At 55.3% G+C, this 20,851-nt stretch carries 20 protein-coding genes and 3 tRNA genes; 7 read left to right on the top strand and 16 right to left on the bottom strand.

What is annotated here, in order from left to right:
* Nucleotides 1-71 precede the first annotated feature (71 nt).
* From uvrA to ACR0MP_RS05940, 4 genes are all read right to left on the bottom strand, one after another.
* Nucleotides 72-2,930: an excinuclease ABC subunit UvrA gene (gene uvrA, locus ACR0MP_RS05925; RefSeq protein ID WP_480885962.1), complete on the bottom strand. Its 2,859-nt coding sequence runs from the start codon at nt 2,928-2,930 to the stop codon at nt 72-74.
* 105 nt (nt 2,931-3,035) lie between these two features.
* Nucleotides 3,036-3,578, bottom strand: a complete 543-nt coding sequence (locus tag ACR0MP_RS05930; RefSeq protein ID WP_480885964.1) for a methyltransferase domain-containing protein — start codon at nt 3,576-3,578, stop codon at nt 3,036-3,038.
* Between the two features lie 126 nt (nt 3,579-3,704).
* A tRNA-Asp gene (locus ACR0MP_RS05935) sits at nt 3,705-3,781 on the bottom strand.
* 52 nt (nt 3,782-3,833) lie between these two features.
* Nucleotides 3,834-3,910: transfer RNA gene (locus tag ACR0MP_RS05940), tRNA-Asp, on the bottom strand.
* A 213-nt stretch (nt 3,911-4,123) separates the two neighbouring features.
* On the opposite strand from ACR0MP_RS05940, the gene ACR0MP_RS05945 reads away from it, so the two are divergent.
* Nucleotides 4,124-4,198, top strand: a tRNA-Val gene (locus ACR0MP_RS05945).
* Between the two features lie 75 nt (nt 4,199-4,273).
* Here ACR0MP_RS05945 and ACR0MP_RS05950 read toward each other — a convergent pair.
* On the bottom strand, nt 4,274-4,501 hold the full coding sequence (locus tag ACR0MP_RS05950; protein WP_170405503.1) for a hypothetical protein: 228 nt from the start codon (nt 4,499-4,501) through the stop codon (nt 4,274-4,276).
* Between the two features lie 248 nt (nt 4,502-4,749).
* Between ACR0MP_RS05950 and ACR0MP_RS05955 the strand changes: the two genes are divergently transcribed.
* Nucleotides 4,750-6,336 (top strand): APC family permease, encoded by a 1,587-nt coding sequence (locus tag ACR0MP_RS05955; RefSeq protein WP_480885966.1) that lies wholly within the window; start codon nt 4,750-4,752, stop codon nt 6,334-6,336.
* 51 nt (nt 6,337-6,387) lie between these two features.
* On the opposite strand, the gene lon is transcribed toward ACR0MP_RS05955, so the two are convergent.
* The 4 genes from lon to ACR0MP_RS05975 form a co-directional block, all read right to left on the bottom strand.
* Nucleotides 6,388-8,796 carry an endopeptidase La gene (lon, locus tag ACR0MP_RS05960; RefSeq protein ID WP_480885968.1) on the bottom strand — a complete coding sequence of 803 codons (2,409 nt, stop codon included), beginning with the start codon at nt 8,794-8,796 and terminating at the stop codon, nt 6,388-6,390.
* A 233-nt stretch (nt 8,797-9,029) separates the two neighbouring features.
* Nucleotides 9,030-9,440 (bottom strand): DUF6636 domain-containing protein, encoded by a 411-nt coding sequence (locus ACR0MP_RS05965; protein WP_170405494.1) that lies wholly within the window; start codon nt 9,438-9,440, stop codon nt 9,030-9,032.
* Between the two features lie 92 nt (nt 9,441-9,532).
* On the bottom strand, nt 9,533-10,663 hold the full coding sequence (gene tgt / locus ACR0MP_RS05970) for a tRNA guanosine(34) transglycosylase Tgt (RefSeq protein ID WP_170596111.1): 1,131 nt from the start codon (nt 10,661-10,663) through the stop codon (nt 9,533-9,535).
* Between the two features lie 63 nt (nt 10,664-10,726).
* Nucleotides 10,727-11,638, bottom strand: coding sequence for a nucleoside hydrolase (locus ACR0MP_RS05975; protein ID WP_170562904.1), 912 nt, complete (start codon nt 11,636-11,638; stop codon nt 10,727-10,729).
* Between the two features lie 175 nt (nt 11,639-11,813).
* Between ACR0MP_RS05975 and ACR0MP_RS05980 the strand changes: the two genes are divergently transcribed.
* The 3 genes from ACR0MP_RS05980 to ACR0MP_RS05990 all read left to right on the top strand — a co-directional run bounded on the left by ACR0MP_RS05980 (nt 11,814) and on the right by ACR0MP_RS05990 (nt 13,440).
* A complete protein-coding gene (locus ACR0MP_RS05980; protein ID WP_170393209.1) occupies nt 11,814-12,704 on the top strand; it encodes an SPFH domain-containing protein in 891 nt (296 codons plus the stop codon).
* Nucleotides 12,704-12,982 (top strand): NfeD family protein, encoded by a 279-nt coding sequence (locus tag ACR0MP_RS05985; RefSeq protein WP_170405488.1) that lies wholly within the window; start codon nt 12,704-12,706, stop codon nt 12,980-12,982. The genes ACR0MP_RS05980 and ACR0MP_RS05985 overlap by 1 nt, the downstream gene beginning before the upstream one ends.
* A 95-nt stretch (nt 12,983-13,077) precedes the next feature.
* Nucleotides 13,078-13,440 carry an SUF system Fe-S cluster assembly protein gene (locus ACR0MP_RS05990; protein ID WP_170393211.1) on the top strand — a complete coding sequence of 121 codons (363 nt, stop codon included), beginning with the start codon at nt 13,078-13,080 and terminating at the stop codon, nt 13,438-13,440.
* Between the two features lie 304 nt (nt 13,441-13,744).
* Here ACR0MP_RS05990 and ACR0MP_RS05995 read toward each other — a convergent pair whose 3' ends face one another.
* Nucleotides 13,745-14,068: a hypothetical protein gene (locus tag ACR0MP_RS05995; protein WP_170635656.1), complete on the bottom strand. Its 324-nt coding sequence runs from the start codon at nt 14,066-14,068 to the stop codon at nt 13,745-13,747.
* Nucleotides 14,069-14,232: 164 nt separating this feature from the next.
* On the opposite strand from ACR0MP_RS05995, the gene ACR0MP_RS06000 reads away from it, so the two are divergent.
* Nucleotides 14,233-14,598 (top strand): HesB/IscA family protein, encoded by a 366-nt coding sequence (locus ACR0MP_RS06000; protein WP_170465407.1) that lies wholly within the window; start codon nt 14,233-14,235, stop codon nt 14,596-14,598.
* Here ACR0MP_RS06000 and ACR0MP_RS06005 read toward each other — a convergent pair.
* Nucleotides 14,595-15,509: an isopenicillin N synthase family dioxygenase gene (locus ACR0MP_RS06005; RefSeq protein ID WP_480885971.1), complete on the bottom strand. Its 915-nt coding sequence runs from the start codon at nt 15,507-15,509 to the stop codon at nt 14,595-14,597. The genes ACR0MP_RS06000 and ACR0MP_RS06005 overlap by 4 nt on opposite strands.
* Before the next feature lie 120 nt (nt 15,510-15,629).
* Here ACR0MP_RS06005 and tpiA point away from each other — a divergent pair, with 120 nt between their 5' ends.
* Nucleotides 15,630-16,379 (top strand): triose-phosphate isomerase, encoded by a 750-nt coding sequence (tpiA, locus tag ACR0MP_RS06010; protein ID WP_170405475.1) that lies wholly within the window; start codon nt 15,630-15,632, stop codon nt 16,377-16,379.
* A 9-nt stretch (nt 16,380-16,388) separates the two neighbouring features.
* Here tpiA and ACR0MP_RS06015 read toward each other — a convergent pair whose 3' ends face one another.
* The 5 genes from ACR0MP_RS06015 to ACR0MP_RS06035 all read right to left on the bottom strand — a co-directional run bounded on the left by ACR0MP_RS06015 (nt 16,389) and on the right by ACR0MP_RS06035 (nt 20,539).
* Nucleotides 16,389-16,835, bottom strand: coding sequence for a nucleoside deaminase (locus tag ACR0MP_RS06015; protein ID WP_170405472.1), 447 nt, complete (start codon nt 16,833-16,835; stop codon nt 16,389-16,391).
* Nucleotides 16,836-16,899: 64 nt separating this feature from the next.
* The gene (locus tag ACR0MP_RS06020) at nt 16,900-17,211 is read right to left on the bottom strand and encodes a DMT family transporter (RefSeq protein ID WP_170405469.1); all 312 of its coding nucleotides are present in this window, start codon (nt 17,209-17,211) and stop codon (nt 16,900-16,902) included.
* Nucleotides 17,212-17,367: 156 nt separating this feature from the next.
* Complete coding sequence (locus tag ACR0MP_RS06025; protein ID WP_170393218.1) at nt 17,368-18,744, bottom strand: TRAP transporter large permease; 1,377 nt, start codon at nt 18,742-18,744, stop codon at nt 17,368-17,370.
* Entirely contained in the window at nt 18,744-19,421 is a 678-nt protein-coding gene (locus tag ACR0MP_RS06030; RefSeq protein ID WP_170735134.1) for a TRAP transporter small permease, read from the bottom strand. The genes ACR0MP_RS06025 and ACR0MP_RS06030 overlap by 1 nt, the downstream gene beginning before the upstream one ends.
* Nucleotides 19,422-19,537: 116 nt before the next feature.
* Nucleotides 19,538-20,539 carry a DctP family TRAP transporter solute-binding subunit gene (locus ACR0MP_RS06035; RefSeq protein WP_480438504.1) on the bottom strand — a complete coding sequence of 334 codons (1,002 nt, stop codon included), beginning with the start codon at nt 20,537-20,539 and terminating at the stop codon, nt 19,538-19,540.
* Nucleotides 20,540-20,851: the final 312 nt, after the last annotated feature.

Raw genomic sequence — 20,851 nt, forward strand, 5'->3', positions numbered from 1 at the left:
ACCTCAGAACGCAGCGCTCTACGAAGCACCAGAGAAGAAAATTCGCAGCATTTTCTTCTCTCGCTCTGTTCCTATTCGGCAGCTACGGCTTGCCCATCCAGCATTGGCTTCAGATAACGCCCAGTGTGGCTAAGCTCACATTCAGCGACGTCTTCGGGCGTACCCTCGGCCACAATCTGACCTCCGCCATCGCCACCTTCCGGGCCAATGTCGATTATCCAGTCGGCGGTTTTTACGACATCGAGATTATGTTCGATGACAACAACCGTATTTCCTTGGTCGACCAGTTCGTGCAGGACTTCCAACAGCTTACGCACGTCCTCGAAATGCAGACCCGTTGTGGGTTCGTCCAGAATATACAGCGTTCGACCCGTTGATCGCTTGCTCAGTTCTTTAGAGAGCTTTACACGCTGCGCCTCACCACCGGAGAGCGTGGTCGCCTGTTGACCAACTTTGATGTAGCCGAGCCCAACGCGAGCCAAGGCATCCATCTTGTCACGGATCGATGGCACCGCTTTAAAAAACTCCTGCGCATCTTCCACTGTCATATCAAGTACATCCGCGATGGACTTACCCTTGAATTTGATCTCAAGCGTCTCACGGTTGTATCGCGCGCCTTTGCAGGTTTCGCAGGTGACATAAACATCAGGCAGAAAGTGCATCTCGATCTTGATGACGCCATCACCCTGACACGCTTCGCACCGGCCGCCTTTGACGTTAAAGCTGAACCGCCCGGGCTTGTATCCACGCGCTTTGGCTTCTGGCAACCCGGCAAACCAGTCTCGGATCGGGGTGAAAGCCCCGGTGTAAGTCGCTGGATTTGAACGTGGAGTCCGGCCAATGGGTCGCTGATCTATGTCGATCACCTTGTCCAGATGCTCTAGCCCTTTGATCGTTTCACAGGGCGCCGGTGTCTGGCGAGCGCCGTTCAACCGCATCGAGGCGGTTTTGAACAAAGTCTCAATCGTCAGCGTCGATTTTCCACCGCCAGACACACCGGTCACACAAACAAATTTTCCCAGCGGAAATTCGGCCGTAACGTTCTTGAGGTTGTTTCCCGTCGCCTTAACAACGGTCACTTTCTGCTTCTTACCCTTTCGCCGCTCAACCGGCACCGGGATCTCGCGTGTGCCCGAAAGATATTGACCGGTGATCGAGGCCGCATCGCCGGCGATATGCTCGGGCGTACCGTGGCTGACCACCTGTCCCCCATGCACTCCTGCACCGGGACCGATATCAAACACATAATCCGCCTCGCGAATCGCCTCTTCGTCATGTTCAACGACGATGACCGTGTTGCCCTGGTCACGCAAATTCTTAAGCGTTCCCAGCAGACGATCATTGTCGCGTTGGTGCAGACCAATCGATGGCTCGTCGAGCACATACAATACCCCGGTCAGGCCCGAGCCGATCTGGCTCGCCAGACGGATACGCTGACTTTCACCTCCGGACAGGGTGCCACTTGAACGAGACATCGTAAGATATTCTAATCCAACATTATTCAAAAAACCCAACCGCTCGCGAATTTCCTTGAGAATTGCGCGCGCGATCTCGTTCTTTTGTGCGCTCAGATGATTTGGGGCATCCTCAACCCAGGCCAGCGCCTCGCGGATCGACATTTCGACGACCTGCCCGACGTGCAAACCCGCGATCTTGACGGCCAGCGCCTCAGCACGCAGACGGTAGCCTTTGCATGTGCCGCAGGGTCGGTTGTTTTGATAGCGCTCGAATTCTTCGCGAATCCAGGCGCTGTCCGTCTCGCGATAGCGGCGCTCCATGTTGGGGATGACGCCTTCAAAGCTTCGGGTAACCTGATAGACGCGGCCACCTTCATCATAACGGAACTGGATCTCTTCATCACCAGACCCGCGCAGAAACACCTGCTGGACTTTCTTGGGCAAGTCCTTCCAGGGAGTGTTCTTGTCAAACTCGTAATGTCGCGCGATAGCTTCGATCGTTTGCAGAAAATACGGTGATTTACCCTTCCGCCAGGGCGCAAGCGCCCCGTCATAGAGTTTCAATGTCTGGTCCGGCACGACCAGACGTTCATCAAAGAACAGTTCGACCCCAAGCCCGTCGCAATCGGGGCAAGCCCCAAAGGGCGCGTTGAATGAGAACAGGCGCGGCTCGATCTCGGGGATGGTGAACCCACTGACCGGGCAAGCAAAATTCTCACTGAATGTGATCCGTTCCGGGTCGCCCTCCTTCGGTGCGGTTTCGAGGATTGCGATCCCGTCCGCCAGATCCAGTGCGGTCCTTAGGCTGTCGGCCAGGCGTGTTTCCATGCCTTCTCGTACCACCAGACGATCGACAACGACGTCGATATCGTGGCGGAACTTCTTGTCCAGTGTCGGCGGCTCATCCAATTCATAGAACTCACCATCTACCTTGACGCGCTGAAAACCCTGCTTGCGCAGCTCAAGGAATTCTTTCCGATATTCACCCTTCCGATCACGAACGATGGGGGCCAGCAGATAGCCGCGCGTGCCCTCCTCCATCGTCATGATCCGGTCGACCATGTCCTGCACCTGCTGCGCCTCAATTGGCAATCCTGTGGCCGGGCTGTAAGGCGTACCAGCACGGGCAAAGAGCAAGCGCAGATAGTCGTAGATCTCGGTTACGGTGCCCACGGTCGAACGCGGGTTTTTTGAGGTCGTCTTCTGCTCGATCGAAATCGCGGGGCTTAGTCCGCTGATGTGATCCACATCGGGCTTCTCCATCATATCGAGGAACTGGCGCGCATAGGCCGACAGGCTTTCGACATAGCGGCGCTGCCCTTCGGCATAGATCGTATCAAATGCCAAAGAAGACTTTCCCGAGCCCGACAGGCCAGTGATCACCACCAGCTGATCCCGTGGGATGTCGACATCAATGCTCTTGAGGTTATGCTCGCGCGCACCGCGCACCTCGATATTCTTCAGCTCACCCATTCAGGCCCCCAACAACCAACGTCACTCAGAGATAGGCGAGAGCGGCTGAGTCTCCAACCAAAAAATTAGAACAAAGTAAGAACAGGCGATTTTTCGACACTCGGCTTAAGCACTGGTTTTCTTAGCCAGAGCCCATGCGCAGATTGGAAAATCGGGATCGGTCTCCAAATTGTCTGTCTCAGGGTCATAAACAGGAGGCCATTCAAGTTCGAGATTGCGCAAAGCGGCGTGCCGATTGCCCCACTGTTCGGCCCGGATGAGATCCGGGTCGAACCCACACTCAGTGAGCAGGTTTTTCAATCCGCGCGCAGACCAGCGCGAACAGTCATGCGGAGCAGCGTGAAACGGAATGAAGAACGGGACGGCCAGCCAGAAATACCCTCCGGGTCTTAGCATCTCTAGCACGTTCAGCGTGGCTTCAACCGGGCGATCCAAGTGCTCCCACACCTGATTGGCCAAAACCAGATCGACCTTTCGCACCTGCTGTTGTTTGTTCAGAACGGGTCCGGTGCAGATATCATGTTGCTTATGCCAAATCTGTTCATAGCTGCAAAATCCAAATTGCTTACCCCACGAACCAGAAATCTCAATGACATCAAGTGTTTCCGGCTTCAGGCCGCGGACCCACTGCCGGCTGCGCCGTGCCATGATGACTCGATTTAGACTGGTCACTGCTTGCCCCTGATGTTTTGCAGGCAATAAACCATAAGATCAGTAAGATGTCGGCACAAAAAAACGCCCACAAGGGCGTATGACTTTCTAAATCGAAGGAAATGGCGCGGTTGACGGGGCTCGAACCCGCGACCCCCGGCGTGACAGGCCGGTACTCTAACCAACTGAGCTACAACCGCGCATTTAGGGTCTATGTGCGATCCGTTTGCCCGGATCAAAGGCTGGCAGCGATGGCGCGGTTGACGGGGCTCGAACCCGCGACCCCCGGCGTGACAGGCCGGTACTCTAACCAACTGAGCTACAACCGCCCACTGCCCGTTCATCTCTGAACGTTGGGGTGTATTATGGCTACACCCCGGCATCGTCAAGCGGCGTTTTCAAGTTTTTTGCTCGAACCTGATTTTTTCCGATCTATCCGACTTGGCGGGCAATGTGTGAAAACCGAATTTCGTCTGACGCGCTGCAATTTGAATGCTTTGAACTTGCGGCGAAACACAAGCCGCTGTATCAAACGCCGCTATGGGTGATTAGCTCAGTGGTAGAGCGCTTCGTTCACATCGAAGATGTCAGGAGTTCAAATCTCTTATCACCCACCATATTATTCAAATGCTTATGCGGCATAGTTGAAGCGTTTTGGAGCCATTTGGTTCAACGCAGCGAGCACAATGCTGTCATCCTCCGACATACACGCCGGATTTAGGACGATAAAAAACCTTTTGGTCATGCAGACGCCCCAGAAGGTCGTGTGCCTTGCGCACAAAGTCTTCACGGGTTTCCCTTTCTTCTACCCTCTCGTCAACAGGGACATTCGATCTGGAAGCTATGGCATGACGCATGGCCTCTTCGATTATATCCATATCTTCGACCGAAAGCTCGAACATATCATTGTACAGAGGCATCCTGGGTTCTCCTACCTTGGCACAGACGACCAGCGTGCCTCATGTTCCGAGTCGATTCCACTTCAAATACCTATTGCCAGCGATCGCGTTTCGAAGAACACGCCCAGCAGGATTTAGAAGATGAATCGGGCAGACCTCGTTTTCACGAATTTTCTGCATGATATGTGGCACTTGCCATGTTTCCCGTGGCCTGCTTATCCTGATGTCATAGCCACCAATAAGGCACCCCTCTTTGGGCGAGAAATAACATGGCGAAACTGAAGCGGGAAATTGGCCTGGTCGGCCTGACCTTCATTTCGGTTGGAGGAATCATTGGGTCAGGCTGGCTTTTCGGCCCCCTACTCGCCGTGCAACACGCAGGCCCCGCCGCGGTTCTTTCTTGGATTATTGGCGCCGTTGCGATGTTCATACTGGCAATAACATTCGCCGAGATTTCAGCGATGTTACCTATCCCAGGCGGAATCGCACGCGTCCCTCAGTTCTCACACGGCAACATCGTGTCGATGGCGATGGGATGGACGGCCTGGATTGGCTACAACACCACCGCTCCGATCGAAGTTGAAGCCATGCTTAAATACCTCGCGCCCTACGCGTCATGGCTCCACGCCGCAGATACCGGCGAACTGACCGGCGCTGGTGTTTCGGTCGCCTTGCTGTTCATGTTGCTGTTCGTCGCTGTGAACGCACTGGGCGTAAAATTTTTTGCACAGGTAAATGCAACGCTGACCTGGGCCAAGATTGCCATTCCGATAGTATTGTCCGTGTTGTTGATCGCGACCCGCTTTGACGTGCAGAATTTCTCCGCCCCTGACGGTTTCGCCCCCTACGGCCTGAAAGGCATCATGGCCGCAGTATCAACCGGTGGGGTGATCTTTTCCTTTATAGGTTTCCGGCATGTTGTTGATATGGCAGGAGAAGTTCGAAACCCAAAATTCGACATCCCGGCCGCTCTGGTTCTGTCCATTGTATTATGTGCCTTGATCTACCTTGGATTACAGGTGGCCTTTATCGGCGCGCTTGATCCCGCGATGATCCGCGATGGTTGGGCAAGCCTCAACTTTGGCGGACAAGGTCCCTTGGATGGCGTCATAATGTCCGTCGGGATATTGTGGTTCCTCAGCTTGCTGAACGTCGGGTCGGTCATCGGCCCGTTTGGCAATGGGTTGGTTGCAACAGGATCGAACGCTCGTATCGCTCTGGCCCTGTCGCAAAACGGGTTCCTGCCGAAACGTTTGCAGATCTTGTCATCGTTCGGAGTACCGCTTTGGGCCTTGGCTCTCAACTTTCTGATTGGCACTCTGTTTTTAGTGACGGTCCCGTTCGCAACCGTAATCGCCCTGAACGGGGCCGCCATTGTGCTTTCATTCGCGGTCGGCCCAATCGCCGTGGTGTGCTTACGCGATCTGATGCCTGACCGCCCGCGCTCAATCCGTATTCCCGCCGTCAAACTTGTCGGGCTCACGGCCTTCGCGATCTCAACCCTGATCGTCTACTGGAGCGGATGGGACACGGTCTGGAGGCTAGGAATTGCACTGCTCATCGGCATGGCGCTGCTGCTGATCCGCTTTCACAATCGGCTCGATGAAATGGACGCGACCGAGGCGCTTTGGCTGATGCCCTATTTCTGTGGTTTGGGGCTGATCTCCTACATGGGTCAGTTTGGAGAAGGCGCGCAAAAGCAGATCCCGTTTGGTTGGGACATTGTGCTGTGTGCGGCATTTTCGGCGGTGATTTTTGCGCTCGCCGTACGCTCGGCGCTGCCAGACAAAAAATTCCAGGCTTACATCGAAAACGAAGAGGTGCTGGACCCGGCCAAACCTGTCATTGGACTTTGAACAAAAAAAGGCGGGGAATGACCCCGCCTTTCTAATTAATCTGTTTCAGGCTTAGTGGGCTGTTGCCGACGGTCCTGCCCCTTCGGCCGCCTTGGCGGCAGCGGCAGCGGCCTCTTCAGCGGCCTCATCCCACTCAATTGACTCGGGCTTACGTATCAACGCTTGCTCCAGTACTTCCGAGACGTGTTTGACCGCGATGATCTCCAGCCCTTCTTTCACGTTGTCGGGGATATCTGCCAGATCCTTCTCATTCTCTTCGGGAATGAAGACGGTCTTGATCCCGCCACGCAGGGCAGCCAGCAGTTTTTCTTTCAGCCCGCCAATCGGCATCGCGTTGCCGCGCAGCGAAACCTCGCCTGTCATGGCGATGTCCTTGCGCACAGGAATACCGGTCAGGACCGAAACAATCGACGTCACCATAGCCAAGCCCGCAGACGGACCATCCTTTGGCGTCGCACCATCGGGCACGTGCACGTGGATATCGATTTTGTCGAACTGCGGCGGTTTAACCCCGATCTGAGGCGAAATTGATCGGACGTAAGACGACGCCGCGTCGATCGATTCCTTCATCACATCGCCCAGCTTACCAGTGGTCTTCATCCGCCCTTTTCCGGGCAGTTTCAGAGCCTCGATATGCAGCAGATCACCACCGACCGAAGTCCAGGCCAAGCCAGTGACTACACCAACCTGATCGTCCTGTTCAGCCAAGCCATAACGGAACTTGGGCACTCCAAGAAAATCATCCAGATTGTCGGGCGTCACCTTTACGGTCTCCGCCTCTTTCTTGATGATCTTGGTCAACGATTTCCGCGCCACTTTGGCGATTTCGCGTTCGAGGTTCCGCACACCCGCCTCGCGGGTATAGGTGCGGATGATCGATTGCAGCGCCTCATCGGTCAGCTCAAACTCCTTGGCTTTCAGACCATGGTTTTTGACCTGTTTGTCGATCAGGTGTTGCTTGGCGATCTCGCTCTTTTCCTCTTCGGTGTAACCGGCCAGCGGGATGATCTCCATCCGGTCTAGCAGAGGCCCAGGCATGTTGTAGCTGTTAGACGTGGTCAGGAACATCACGTTGGACAGGTCATATTCGACCTCAAGATAATGATCCATGAACGTGTTGTTCTGTTCCGGGTCCAACACCTCCAGCATCGCCGAGGCTGGATCGCCACGGAAATCCTGCCCCATCTTGTCGATTTCATCGAGCAGGATGAGAGGGTTTGTGGTTTTCGCCTTCTTCAGCGCCTGAATGATCTTGCCGGGCATCGACCCGATATAAGTCCGACGGTGGCCACGAATCTCAGATTCGTCGCGCACACCACCCAGCGAGATGCGAATGAATTCGCGCCCCGTGGCTTTTGCGACCGATTTACCCAGCGAGGTTTTACCCACACCCGGAGGGCCAACAAGGCACAGGATCGGGCCTTTCAGCTTTTTCGAGCGCTGTTGAACCGCCAGATATTCGACGATCCGCTCTTTGACTTTCTCAAGTCCATAGTGATCGGCGTCCAGAATGTCCTGCGCGCGACCCAGATCCTTTTTAACGCGAGATTTGGTGCCCCACGGCAGTGACAGGATCCAGTCCAGATAGTTGCGCACAACGGTCGCTTCAGCCGACATGGGCGACATGTTCTTGAGCTTTTTCAGCTCACCTTCGGCCTTTTCGCGCGCCTCTTTCGACAGCTTGGTCTCGTTGATCTTGGCTTCCAGTTCGGCAACTTCGTTGCTGCCGTCCTCACCATCGCCAAGCTCCTTCTGAATGGCTTTCATCTGCTCATTCAGATAGTATTCGCGCTGCGTCTTCTCCATCTGGGATTTGACGCGGGTCTTGATCTTTTTCTCGACCTGCAGAACCGACATCTCGCCCTGCATCAGGCCATAGACCTTCTCAAGCCGCTCGCTCACCGAGAGCGTCTCAAGCAGTTCCTGTTTCTGTTCAACCTCGATGCCCAGATGACCCGACACAAGGTCGGCCAACTTTGCAGGCTCGGTGGTTTCACCAACAGCAGCCAGCGCTTCTTCGGGGATGTTCTTGCGCACTTTGGCATAGCGCTCGAACTCGTCCGCGACGGTGCGCAGCAGTGCTTCGGTGGTGGTTACATCACCTGGAATCTCGGTAAGATACTCGGCGCGGGCTTCGAAAAACTGATCGTTTTCAAGAAATTCCGTGATCTGCACACGCGCCTGACCCTCGACCAGCACCTTGACGGTGCCATCGGGCAGCTTCAACAGTTGCAGTACATTGGCCAGAACGCCCGAACGGTAGATACCGTCGATTTCCGGATCATCCTCACCAGGATCAATCTGGCTGGACAACAGAATTTGCTTGTCATCCTGCATCACCTCTTCCAGGGCGCGGACCGATTTGTCACGGCCCACGAACAGCGGCACGATCATGTGTGGGAAGACCACGATATCGCGCAGCGGCAGGACGGGGTATGAGGAATTCAGAGGCTCTTGCATGCTCTATCCTTATCATTGGCAAGACGGCGCTGGTCCCTGATTCAGGCAACCTTTGGCCATCTCCTGTCTTGGACGATAAAGGTGGGGCACCTGTTCCCCCATTTCAACCTCATCGTCATTTGTCGTGATGCAGCATGACCCGATGATTTGGGGACTTCAAGGCATCCGACAGACATATCCACCGATTTTAGCGAACCCAGCATTAAAACGGGCAACAAATCATCCAGCGTGGATCAGAACACCCTCTGCTTAGCTCGCGACAAAAAGAAGCCATGACCGACTTCGTTTCTACATTCCAAGCCCTTTTTCGAGGAATGGCAGACGAACCCGCCAAACTCTCCGGTTACGCCGTAGTCTGCACGGTCAAATCCGTCCCGGTTATGGCTGACTGGTTGGCACAGCATGCGGACGGCGCCCGTATTGGTCATGAAAAAATCATGTCCCCAGTCCGACTGGCAATCCGCCGGGCGCGGGAACGCAGGCGCTCCGCTGCGCTCAATTATGGTGCAAGACAGGTCCGAAACACTCGCCCCCTGCCCGACGACACACTGAATATTCTCGGACGGGGTTTCGAAGGTCCAGACATCCGCAAGAGATGTCGATGCGCAAAGAACGATTGCGATAGAAACAATAAAGCGAGGCATTGAATCCTCCTGAACAAAACAAATGAAAATGGTAAATAATGCGCGAACAGTATAGCAAAAAATACCGCGTTTGTCACCGCAATGGCCACAATCTACAGCGGTTCAATATCGCCTTGCTCCCGAAGCGCGTGGAATTGCGATTGCCACTCTGCGAATGTGCCCTGTGAAATCGCGTCCCGCATTCCCTGCATGATTTCCTGAAAGTAATGCAGATTGTGCCAAGTCAGCAGCATGCCCGAGATCATCTCATTCGAGCGGAACACGTGATGCAAGTAGGCCCGAGAATAACTTGAACACGCGGGGCATGTGCAGTTCTCATCCAGCGGGCGTGGGTCGTCAGCATGGCGGGCGTTCTTGATATTGACCACACCGTAACGCGTGAACACCTGCCCGGTGCGACCCGACCGCGAAGGTAGAACGCAATCCATCATATCTATACCGCGTGCAACGGCACCTACGATATCATCAGGCTTGCCTACGCCCATCAGATAACGCGGTTTATCCTGGGGCAAGAAGTCAGGCGCATAGTCAAGGCAGCTGAACATGGCCTCCTGCCCCTCACCCACGGCAAGGCCGCCGACGGCGTAGCCTTCAAAACCGACCTGCTTAAGTGCCTCGGCACTTTCTTCCCGAAGATCTTGTTCCAGCCCGCCCTGCATGATCCCAAACAGGGCATGTCCGGGGCGGTCTCCAAACGCTTCGCGCGACCGCGCGGCCCACCGCATCGAAAGGCGCATGGACTCGGCGATACGGTCGCGATCGGCGGGCAGCGCAGGGCATTCATCAAAGCACATGACGATGTCCGAGCCCAAAAGGCGTTGGATTTCCATCGACCGCTCCGGCGTCAATTCGTGCTTCGAGCCATCGACGTGAGATTTAAAGGTCACGCCCTTCTCAGTCAGTTTACGCAAACCCGCCAGCGACATCACTTGAAACCCGCCCGAATCCGTCAGGATGGGGCGGTCCCAGTTCATGAATTTGTGCAGGCCTCCCAAACGATCAATCCGCTCGGCCGTGGGGCGCAGCATCAGATGATAGGTGTTGCCCAACAGAATATCGGCACCCGTGGCGCGCACACTTTCCGGCATCATCGCCTTGACGGTCGCGGCTGTGCCCACAGGCATGAACGCCGGCGTCCGCACCTCACCGCGCGGCGTGTTGATCACGCCTGTGCGGGCCTTGCCATCGGTGGCTTTCAGGTCGAAAGAAAATCGCTGGGTCATGGTAACGCCTTGGATCGCTGAACCGGGCAGGCTTTGCCCGATCTGCAAGGGCATTGCAACCCGTCAGGGCAGCGAGGCTACACGGTCCGTAAACAGGCGCACCACCCCTGCCCCATCGACATCCCGGCACACTCGCACTGGTGGCCGTGCAGGGTCAGGACGAGTCGCACCGATCTCAGCCCCGTCCAACGCCACCTGCAAACCCGTTTCGACCATTTCGAACATCGGTTCATGGGTGCAGGCGATAACGGCAGTCGAGTCATGCAGTCCGCACCCTTCAAGCCCACCGATCTCTTTATAGAACTTTAAATAGAAGCGCGAGATATCACGCAGAAAACCACCCATGTCAGGGGAACGTTCAGCGAGCGCCTCAAAATCAGCGGTCTCGTAGAGCGTTTTCAGAGTCACATCCAATCCCACCAGAATCGTAGGCGGCGGCGCGGCAAAGACTTCGTCTGCAGCTTTGGCATCGTGATAGATATTCGCCTCGGCATGTTCGGTGATGTTGCCCGGGCAGTACACGGCCCCGCCCATGATGACGAGCTTGCCAAGATTCTCTGCAAACTCAGGGTCCAATCGCATGGCATCAGCGATATTGGTCAATGGCCCAACCGCGCATACGACCAGCTCTCCGCGATGGCTGCGCGCCATGTCGACAAGAAACTCTGCGGCGGACAGGGCGTGGTTTTCACCGATCTCTTCAATCTGGGTCAGGTCACCAAAGCCTTCGGGGCCGTGCACATGTTCCGAAGGTGAATGCGCGATCTCTCCCAATGCGAAGGGCGCGCCTTGGGCCACGGGAATGCCGAGCCCCAGTTTGTCCACCAGAAATCGCGCATTGCGGCTGGATTGATGCACATGGGTGTTGCCGAACACGGTGGTCAGGCCGATCAGGTCAATTTCGGACGCAGCGGCGGCATAGGCAATGGCCATTGCGTCGTCGATGCCGGGGTCTGTATCGATAATCAATTTCATCCTCGTCCGATAACGCAAACACCAGTGGGATGCAAAGCTGCCACAAAAGGGAATTTCTGGCCGGTATGAACGCTTTCACAGATTTGCATTCCAGCCTGTACAATCCATACCAGAGTTGAAATTGAGCGATTCAATCCCCATATGTATACCATAGTACACAATAAATGAGGACAGTATGATAGAAGACCAGATTATCGGACTGATTACTTCGAACATTATCTACCTGCTGGCAGCGGCGCTTATTGCCATTGTCATCTTCAAGGGCATCAAGATCGTGCCTCAATCCGAGAAATACGTTGTTGAACGGTTTGGCCGCCTGCATTCGGTGCTTGGGCCCGGGATCAATTTTATCGTTCCTTTTCTAGATGTTGCCCGCCACAAGATATCCATCCTTGAGCGTCAGTTGCCAAACGCAACGCAAGACGCAATTACCAAGGACAACGTTCTGGTGCAGATCGATACCTCGGTGTTCTACCGCATTCTCGAGCCGGAAAAGACGGTCTATCGCATCCGCGATGTCGACGGTGCGATTGCAACGACTGTAGCCGGTATCGTCCGCGCCGAGATCGGCAAGATGGACCTGGATGAAGTGCAATCGAACCGGGCGCAACTAATTGAACGTATTCAGGAAAGTGTCGAAACCGCCGTTGACGATTGGGGGATCGAAGTAACGCGCGCCGAGATTCTGGACGTAAATCTTGATCAGGCCACTCGTGACGCGATGTTGCAGCAATTGAACGCCGAACGTGCCCGCCGTGCGCAGGTGACCGAGGCCGAGGGCCAAAAGCGTGCCGTTGAGCTGCAGGCAGATGCCGAACTTTATGCAGCAGAGCAGACCGCCAAGGCCCGCCGAATCTCGGCTGAGGCCGAAGCTTATGCGACTCAGGTCGTGGCAAAGGCCATTCAAGACAACGGGCTGGAAGCGGCACAGTATCAGGTTGCGTTGAAACAGGTGGAATCGCTGAACGCCCTGGGCAACGGCACCGGCTCGCAGACCATCGTTGTGCCTGCAAACGCACTTGAAGCCTTCGGCAATGCCTTTAACATGCTTAAAGGAGGAAAATGATGGCCGATCCTTTCTGGCTGACGTGGTGGATTTGGTTGGCCGGAGCGCTTGCTCTGGGCATCCTTGAGGTCGCGCTGCCCGGCTTCATTTTCCTGGGTTTTGCCATCGGTGCAGCCATTACCGGAGTGGTTTTGCTGATCCCTGGCCTCACGCCATCCCTGCCCGTTCTGCTGTTGATATTTGCTGTTCTGTCACTGGTCGCATGGCTGGTTCTGCGCCGTATGTTTGCCCTGCCGCACGGTCAGGTCAAAACCTTTAAGCACGACATCAACGACTGATCTGTCGTGGCGCCCAAATCAGGCGCCACGGCACCTCTGGACGCTGCCCGGCACTTTCCCTATATAATTTCTCAGGTAACAGACCCGAGGCATCAATGACCCACCCCAGTGAACAGTTCGAAGGCAGCCCTCTGATCGCTCCCTCGACCATCGATCACCCGCTCTACGAACCCGTGGTCGAAGCTTGCCGGACGGTGTTTGACCCAGAAATACCGGTCAATATCTACGATCTCGGTCTGATCTATACGATCGACATCACCGGAGAAAACGCGGTCAAGGTGATCATGACCCTCACTGCGCCAGGTTGTCCTGTCGCAGGCGAAATGCCCGGTTGGATCGTGGAAGCAATCGAACCCGTTGCAGGCGTCAAAGAGGTCGACGTCGAACTGACTTGGGAGCCACCTTGGGGCATGGAAATGATGTCAGATGAAGCCCGGCTTGAGCTGGGTTTCATGTAACTCCCGACTTACTCACAAAAAACATGGCGATGTTACAAAACGGTGTACTGCGTGTTACTTAACCGTTTTCATGTTGTCACAATGCTGGGTCACAAGGTCCTCAGGTACTGACCCAGTGATTAAGCATTCGTTTTTCGATCTGCTGGACGTGCTGGCGCAGGATGTCGAGTAGCGGGCGTCTTATCCGATTGCCCCGCTAAATTGACATACTTCGTGAATTGCATGGGCCTCTGACCATAGCCATCCCCCATTCAATGGGCCCATTCCGGGCCGCTCTTGCCCGAGAGCGGCCCTTTTTGTTTGATTATTCAATGTTACAGGTCGATTTGATTTTAGCAGCGCGCGCGTCCAGCTCTTTTATATAGTCGCCTGACAGCATCTTCAGGTGCTTGCTCTCGGTTCCTGTGACGAGGCCCAGCAAGGCACCGGCAGGGAGGATCGAGAACACGCTTTCAGCCTGCTGGTCCTCGGCATGTTTCTTTTCGGCTGCGATTGCGCGCAGATCACCAGGTGCGGTAGCACAGTTGACCGGGTGCCGTTTTGTGTCATCTATCGCAAATGCCGCAGACGCGGACGCCAACAGCATAGATGTGAAAATGGCTGCTCCTGCCCAGTTCTGCGCTCTCATCGATCCAAACCTCTCTGGAATGCCTGTCCTTTACTTCAGATACGCTAAAGCTTTGCGCACCATCGTGACAACCCTGCTCGGAGCGTGTATTTGAACAGGCTCTCTCTTGAGCCCGGCGCGTGTCGGCCTTAGATTAGAGATAACGCGCGATAACGGAGCCCACCATGTTTGGCATTCCCGGCAAACAAGCCGTGACCATGACACCTAAAGCTGCCGAACAGATTGTTCGGTTGATGAAATCCGGCGGTCACACCGGATTGCGCATCGGCGTCAAGAAAGGCGGCTGCGCGGGGATGGAATACACCATGGACTATGTCGATGATGCCGACCCGAATGACGAAGTGGTCGAGCAGGATGGCGCGCGTGTGATGATCGCCCCCATGGCACAGATGTTCCTTTTCGGAACCGAGATCGACTACGAGGTTTCACTGCTTGAGGCCGGGTTCAAGTTCCGAAACCCGAATGTAGTCGATGCATGCGGATGCGGAGAATCGATCAAGTTCGACGAAACCTTGGCTGAACAACGCTAACTCGCAGCTTTTAGGTGGACGTAGGTCTCATTAAATCGCCGCGTCAGGTGCTCTCCGGCGCGGATCGTGGCGTATGAACCCGGCGGCGCAACATTTGTGTCGTAAGAAGGATTGAAGAACAACGGAACCGAGATCCTCTCGTTCACGCTACCTTTGACCCTATGCTCGGTCGCTTTGACTTCTCCTGCGGTCCAAAACTCCAGCATCTCGCCGAAATTGATGATGAATTGTCCCGGCTTGGCGTTTACAGCTTGCCAATCGCCATCAGGCATACGAACTTCCAGACCCGGTGTGCCGTCCGTGGCCAGCAAAGTCAGGCAGCCATAATCCGTATGCGCGCCGATACCAAAGTCCTTTTCCCCTGCCCAATCAGGGCGTTGCGGATAGAAGTTACCGCGCAGCAGCGCCATTGGCGTATCAAAGGCCGCATCAAAACTGTTTGCATCCCTACCGATGGCAATCGCAATCGCGCGCAAAACGCGAATGGCAACTGAGCAGGCGTCTGAATAGTAACTCTGGATCGTTCTCCGAAAGGCGTCGGCCCCGTCTGGCCAGAGATTTGGGGCATACACACTTAATCCCCGCCCCGCATAGGGATCATCGGCTGGCAGTTCAAAACCGCTATCAAAGACTTCTTTGAAATCCGGGTTCGCCCTGAGATCCACCTGTTCGGAACGCGGCGCACCCCAACCGCGGTTGGCACCCGTAGCTGCCATATCGACGCTCTGCTTGATCTCATCGGGTTGACGAAAAAAATCGCGATACGCGTCGATCACCTGCTTCACACGGGCGGCATCAAGGCCGGAATTGAAGATCGTTAGAAATCCGATCTGGCGAACAGCACGTCTCAGCTTTTCCATCTCAGCTGGATCAAGCAGATCCAATTTGGCGAGATCGAGATCGTCTATCATGCCATCCTCCGCAACAACGCGCGCAATGTGTCCTGACAAGTAGCGCTATGCAACCGGAATTGTCAGCCCCGCCTGCGGGTGATATCCGAGGATTCAAAGCAGAAAACCGGAGGGATCGCGATGCGGCGTAAGTTGGCGGCAGGCAACTGGAAAATGAACGGAACTGGCATTGCGCTGAGCGAGTTGGAAGCGTTGAAAGCCTCGCACCCATCTTCTGCGGTAGAAATCCTGATATGCCCACCAGCCACTTTGCTTCATCGCGCGGCAAATACGGTTGAAGGTTCGGGCATTACCTTCGGTGGCCAAGACTGCCACGCGGCGCTCTCGGGTGCGCATACCGGGGATCTGAGTGCCGAGATGCTGTTGGATGCAGGGGCAAGCTCAGTGATCCTTGGCCATTCCGAGCGCCGTGAAGATCATGCTGAGCAGAACGAAGACATCCGTGCCAAAGCCCGCACCGCCATGGATGCAGGCCTGAAGACGATCATCTGCGTTGGTGAAAGCCTTGAACAGCGCGAAGCAGCAAATACTCTGGATATCATCGGTGGACAGATGTCGGGTTCGATCCCGGATCAAGCGACAGGCGAGAACCTGATTGTCGCATATGAGCCGATCTGGGCCATCGGCACCGGTAAGGTTCCAACTTTGGAAGAGATCGGAGAAGTGCACGATTTCATACGCGCACGTCTGGAACGCCGATTTGGCGAAGGTGTCGGCCGGTCAGTCCGCCTGCTGTATGGCGGATCGGTCAAACCCGGTAATGCTGCCGAGATTTTTGGCGTTTCAAATGTTGACGGAGCGTTGGTGGGTGGCGCCAGTCTGAAAGCAACTGATTTCTCGGGCATCATTCAGGCGCTTGAAAGCGCCTGATCGCCAACCTCATTCGGCAATATCTTCGGCCCAAAGCGCGGGCTTCTCTTCGATAAATCGCTTCATCAATGTAATGCAGTCCGGGTCATCTGCGATGATGACCTCTACACCGCGATCGCGCAGGAAGTCCTCATTGCCGCCAAAATTCACGGTGTCTCCGATCACAACACGCGGGATACCGAACTGTACGATCGTGCCAGAACACATCATGCAAGGCGACAGCGAGGTATAGAGCACAGTATCGCGATAGGTCTTCTGCCGCCCTGCCTTGCGCAGCGCATCCATTTCCCCATGGGCGATCGGGTCGCCCAGTTGGACACGCTGATTACGCCCTCGCGCGACGACCTCACCACCCCGCGCAAGCACTGAACCGATTGGGCAGCCTCCTTCGTCAAATCCAGCTTTCGCCTCATCATAAGCAACGCGCAGCAAGCGTGCATCGGTGTCGGTCAGCATATGCAGGTGTCCTTTGTTCGGAGTTGTTCGCAAAGCTGCCCGACACCACTACGGCGGTCAACGCTTAGGCCAGTTTCATGATGACCAAACCCGTCACGATTAGAATCGCAGCGCCGATCCGCATGGGCGTCAGCGCTTCACCCAGGAACAGGATGCCAACAGTGAACGCCCCTACTGCGCCGATCCCGGTCCAGATCGTATAGGCGGTGCCAAGCGGCAGATCCCGCATGGCCATTGCAAGCAGGCCAAATGACCCGATCATCGCAACACCCATGATCGCCGTCGGCCACAGCCGCGTGAAACCAGCGGTCTGTTTCATCGCGACGGCCCAGACGATTTCGAGGAGGCCAGCAAACAACAGTAATACCCAGGGCATAAGAACACCTCACTTTCCGAGATCGGGTCGTCCCGAATAATCGTCCATGATGGTGAGGTCGTCCTCTGACCCTCAGATATGCGTTTGGGCATCAGTTTCAAGACAAAAAAACCGGGCGGATTACACCGCCCGGTTCACATGCTCGGTTCAACCGATCTAGTTGGTTATGATCTCAGGCCCCATGAATGTGTTGGGCAGGAATGTCGAAATCCACGGGATATACGTAACCATGATGAGGAAGACGAACAGCACGGCCAAGAACGGCAACGCTGCCTTCACAACACTCATCATCGGCATTCCCGCCACGCCCGAGGTTACGAACAGGTTCAACCCGACCGGAGGCGTGATCATCCCGATCTCCATATTGACCACCATGATAATGCCCAGATGGATCGGGTCGATACCCAACTCGATAGCAATCGGGAAGACCAGCGGGGCCACAATGACCAGCAGACCTGAGGGCTCCATAAACTGGCCACCGATCAGCAGGATTACGTTGACCACAATCAGGAAAGTCACCGGCCCCAGACCCGCCGATAGCATGGCGCTTGCGATATGCTGGGGCACCTGCTCATCCGTCAGCACATGTTTCAGGATCAGCGCGTTGGCGATCACAAAAAGCAGCGTAACGGTTAGCTTGCCGGCCTCGAACAGCGTATGCTTGGTGTCGGGGTGCACAAAGGCCGTGATCAACGCATAGGGTTTCTTGAGCAGCGAGATGTTCTGCGCATCGCCTTCGGTGCTGAGCGGACCCATATCCTTGTAGACAAAACTTGCGATCAAGAACGCATAGACGGCAGCAACAGCCGCGGCCTCGGTCGGGGTAAAGATACCTCCGTAGATACCGCCGAGGATGATGACGATCAGGAACAGACCCCAACCGGCCTCGCGTGCTGACGTGAAGACCTCACCCCAACCTTTCCAATCGCCTTTGGGAAGGTTCTTGACCTTGGCCATGACGTAAATGGTGATCATCAGCATCAGACCAGCCATCAAACCCGGAATAACGCCCGCAAGGAACATCCGCCCGACCGAAACCTCCACGGCCGCCGCATAGACCACCATCACGATTGATGGCGGAATCAGAATGCCCAGTGTCCCTGCGTTACAGATCACACCGGCGGCGAATTCCTTGGAATAGCCCACCTGACGCATGCCAGCGATGACGATCGATCCGATTGCCACAACTGTCGCCGGAGACGACCCCGACAAGGCCGCAAACAACATACACGCGAAGACGCCAGCAATTGCCAGACCACCGGGCAAGTGCCCCACACAAGCGATCGAGAACCGGATGATCCGCCGCGCCACTCCACCTGTGGTCATGAAAGATGACGCGAGAATGAAAAACGGGATAGCCAAGAGGGTGAAATGCCCCTCAAATGCCTCGAACAGGGTGCCAGCGACCGAAGCCAATGAGCTGTCGGAATAGATCAGCAGGAATAGGGTCGAGCTGAGACCAAGTGCCACCGCAATCGGAACTCCGATCAACAATAGGCCAATGACCATCGAGAAAAGTAGTACGACGTCCATCAGTCATGCTCCCCCTGCTGGGCGCGGACTTCTTCGATCTCGTCCTCAACCTCGTGGCTAGCTACAAGGCGATCAGTTTCACCGCGCCAAATCTGTCCTGCGACCTGTGCGAAACGGATCACCAGCAGCAACATCGAAAGAGGCAGAACGAAATACGGAACGACCTTGGGCAGTTTCTCGTAATATTCGCCATAGTTGATCATATCTTCCAGAAACCGCAGCGGCGCGACCATCGGGATATCATCAACTTCATAGAAGCTCTGGCTGCGCGCACTCATGTCAAAGCCGGTCGGAAACCAGCGACCCGAGGTGGGCGGCAGATCGGCAAACACTGCCCAGTAGTCATACGAACCCTTGAGCAGGAGCAGAGAAAACACCAGACAGCAAGCCACGGCTATCAGCGCCAAAACCCGGCGTGGCGCGGGGGCCAGCATGTTCAGGATCGCATCAACACCCAGATGTGCATGCTTTTTCACTGCATAAGACGCACCCAGCAGCACCAACCAACCGAAGGTGAATACTGTCAGTTCCAGCGCCCAAAGAATGTTAGAATTGAATACAAACCGCGCGATCACATTGGCGAAGGTGACAATTGTCATCAGACCCAACAGGCACGCAATCATGGTTTCTTCGATATGGTCGACCAGCCCGCCTTGGCCGGGTTTCGCACCAGACATCTCTCTGTCCCCGCATTTTTTTGATGAGAGTGGTGGGAGTGTGGCGGGCCATTAAGGCCCGCCCAGCCTATGCGTCCATAACTCCCCAGTCCCCGGACGCGTGGCTTGAACCGGGATCAGAACCCGGCGTTGATCGCCTGTGCGGCGTCGATCTTGTCCTGACCAACGTCACCGGCAAATTTGTCCCAGACTGGCTTCATCGCATCGACCCAGGCCTGGCGCTGCTCGGGGTTCAGTTCCCGGATGATGCCCCCTGCGTCAGTGATCGAAGCCTTGGCAGCTTCGTTTACGGAAAAGGCCTCCTTATTACGGGTCTCGGTCACTTCGGCGAGAATCGTCAAGAATTGATCGCGAACTTCAGGCTCCAGGCTGTCCAGCCAGTCAACTGAGGTTACAACCAGATAATCGATGATACCGTGGTTCGTTTCTGTGATGCCGTCCTGCACCTCGAAGAACTTCTTGCCGTAGATGTTCGACCAGGTGTTTTCCTGCCCGTCAACAACGCCCTGTTGCAGAGCACCGTACACTTCCGAGAACGCCATCTTCTGAGGGCTGCCACCAATTGCTTCCATCTGGGCAACCAATACGTCCGAAGACTGAACGCGGAACTTCAGGCCGTTCGCATCCGAAGGATCTTCCAACGGCTTGTTCGCAGACATCTGCTTCATGCCATTGTGCCAGAATGCCAGCCCCTGAAGGCCGCGGCGCTGCATGCTGTCTTTCATCGCCTGACCATCAGCCGAGGCTTGGAACGCATCCACAGCATCGATGTTCTTGAACATGAACGGCAGATCGAACAGGCGGAATTGCTTTGTAAACTTCTCAAACTTCGACAGCGAGGGCGCGGCCAACTGCACGTCGCCCTGCAGCATCGCTTCAAGAACCTTGTCATCGTTGTAAAGAGTGGAGTTCGGATAAACCTCCATGCACATCACGCCGTTCATCTCGTCATTGACGCGCTGCTCAAGCAGCGAAGCGGCGATGCCCTTGGGGTGTTTGTCCGTATTGGTCACATGCGCAAACTTCACGACGATCTCGCCATCATCGCAAGCTGCTACACCAGCGGTCGCTGTCACGGACAGTGCGATTGCGGTTGCTGCCGTTGTCAGGAATTTCATCAGTCTTATCCTCCCAGACTTCCCTAAAACTTCCATCGAGCGCTCAATCAGCGCCGTATGTTGCGGAGTGAACCGAATCGGCTCCTCACTCTCAACATTTTGTTTAGATGTTACTGAAATCTGTTTTTTCCAATTAATTTCTTACGGTTAAATGATGATCGTTATAAATCTGGTGTTTCGGCAGAACTACGCTGTGCGATTTTTCGCACAGGCAGTCAGCACCTTGTGCGAATTTCCGCACAATATCCGAATCGATGCGAGCGAATCGCTCGCTTAAGACGCAGCGCAACCGCGGCTCGCCCTAGCGGAAGT

This window comes from Ruegeria sp. K3 (genome assembly GCF_056531845.1).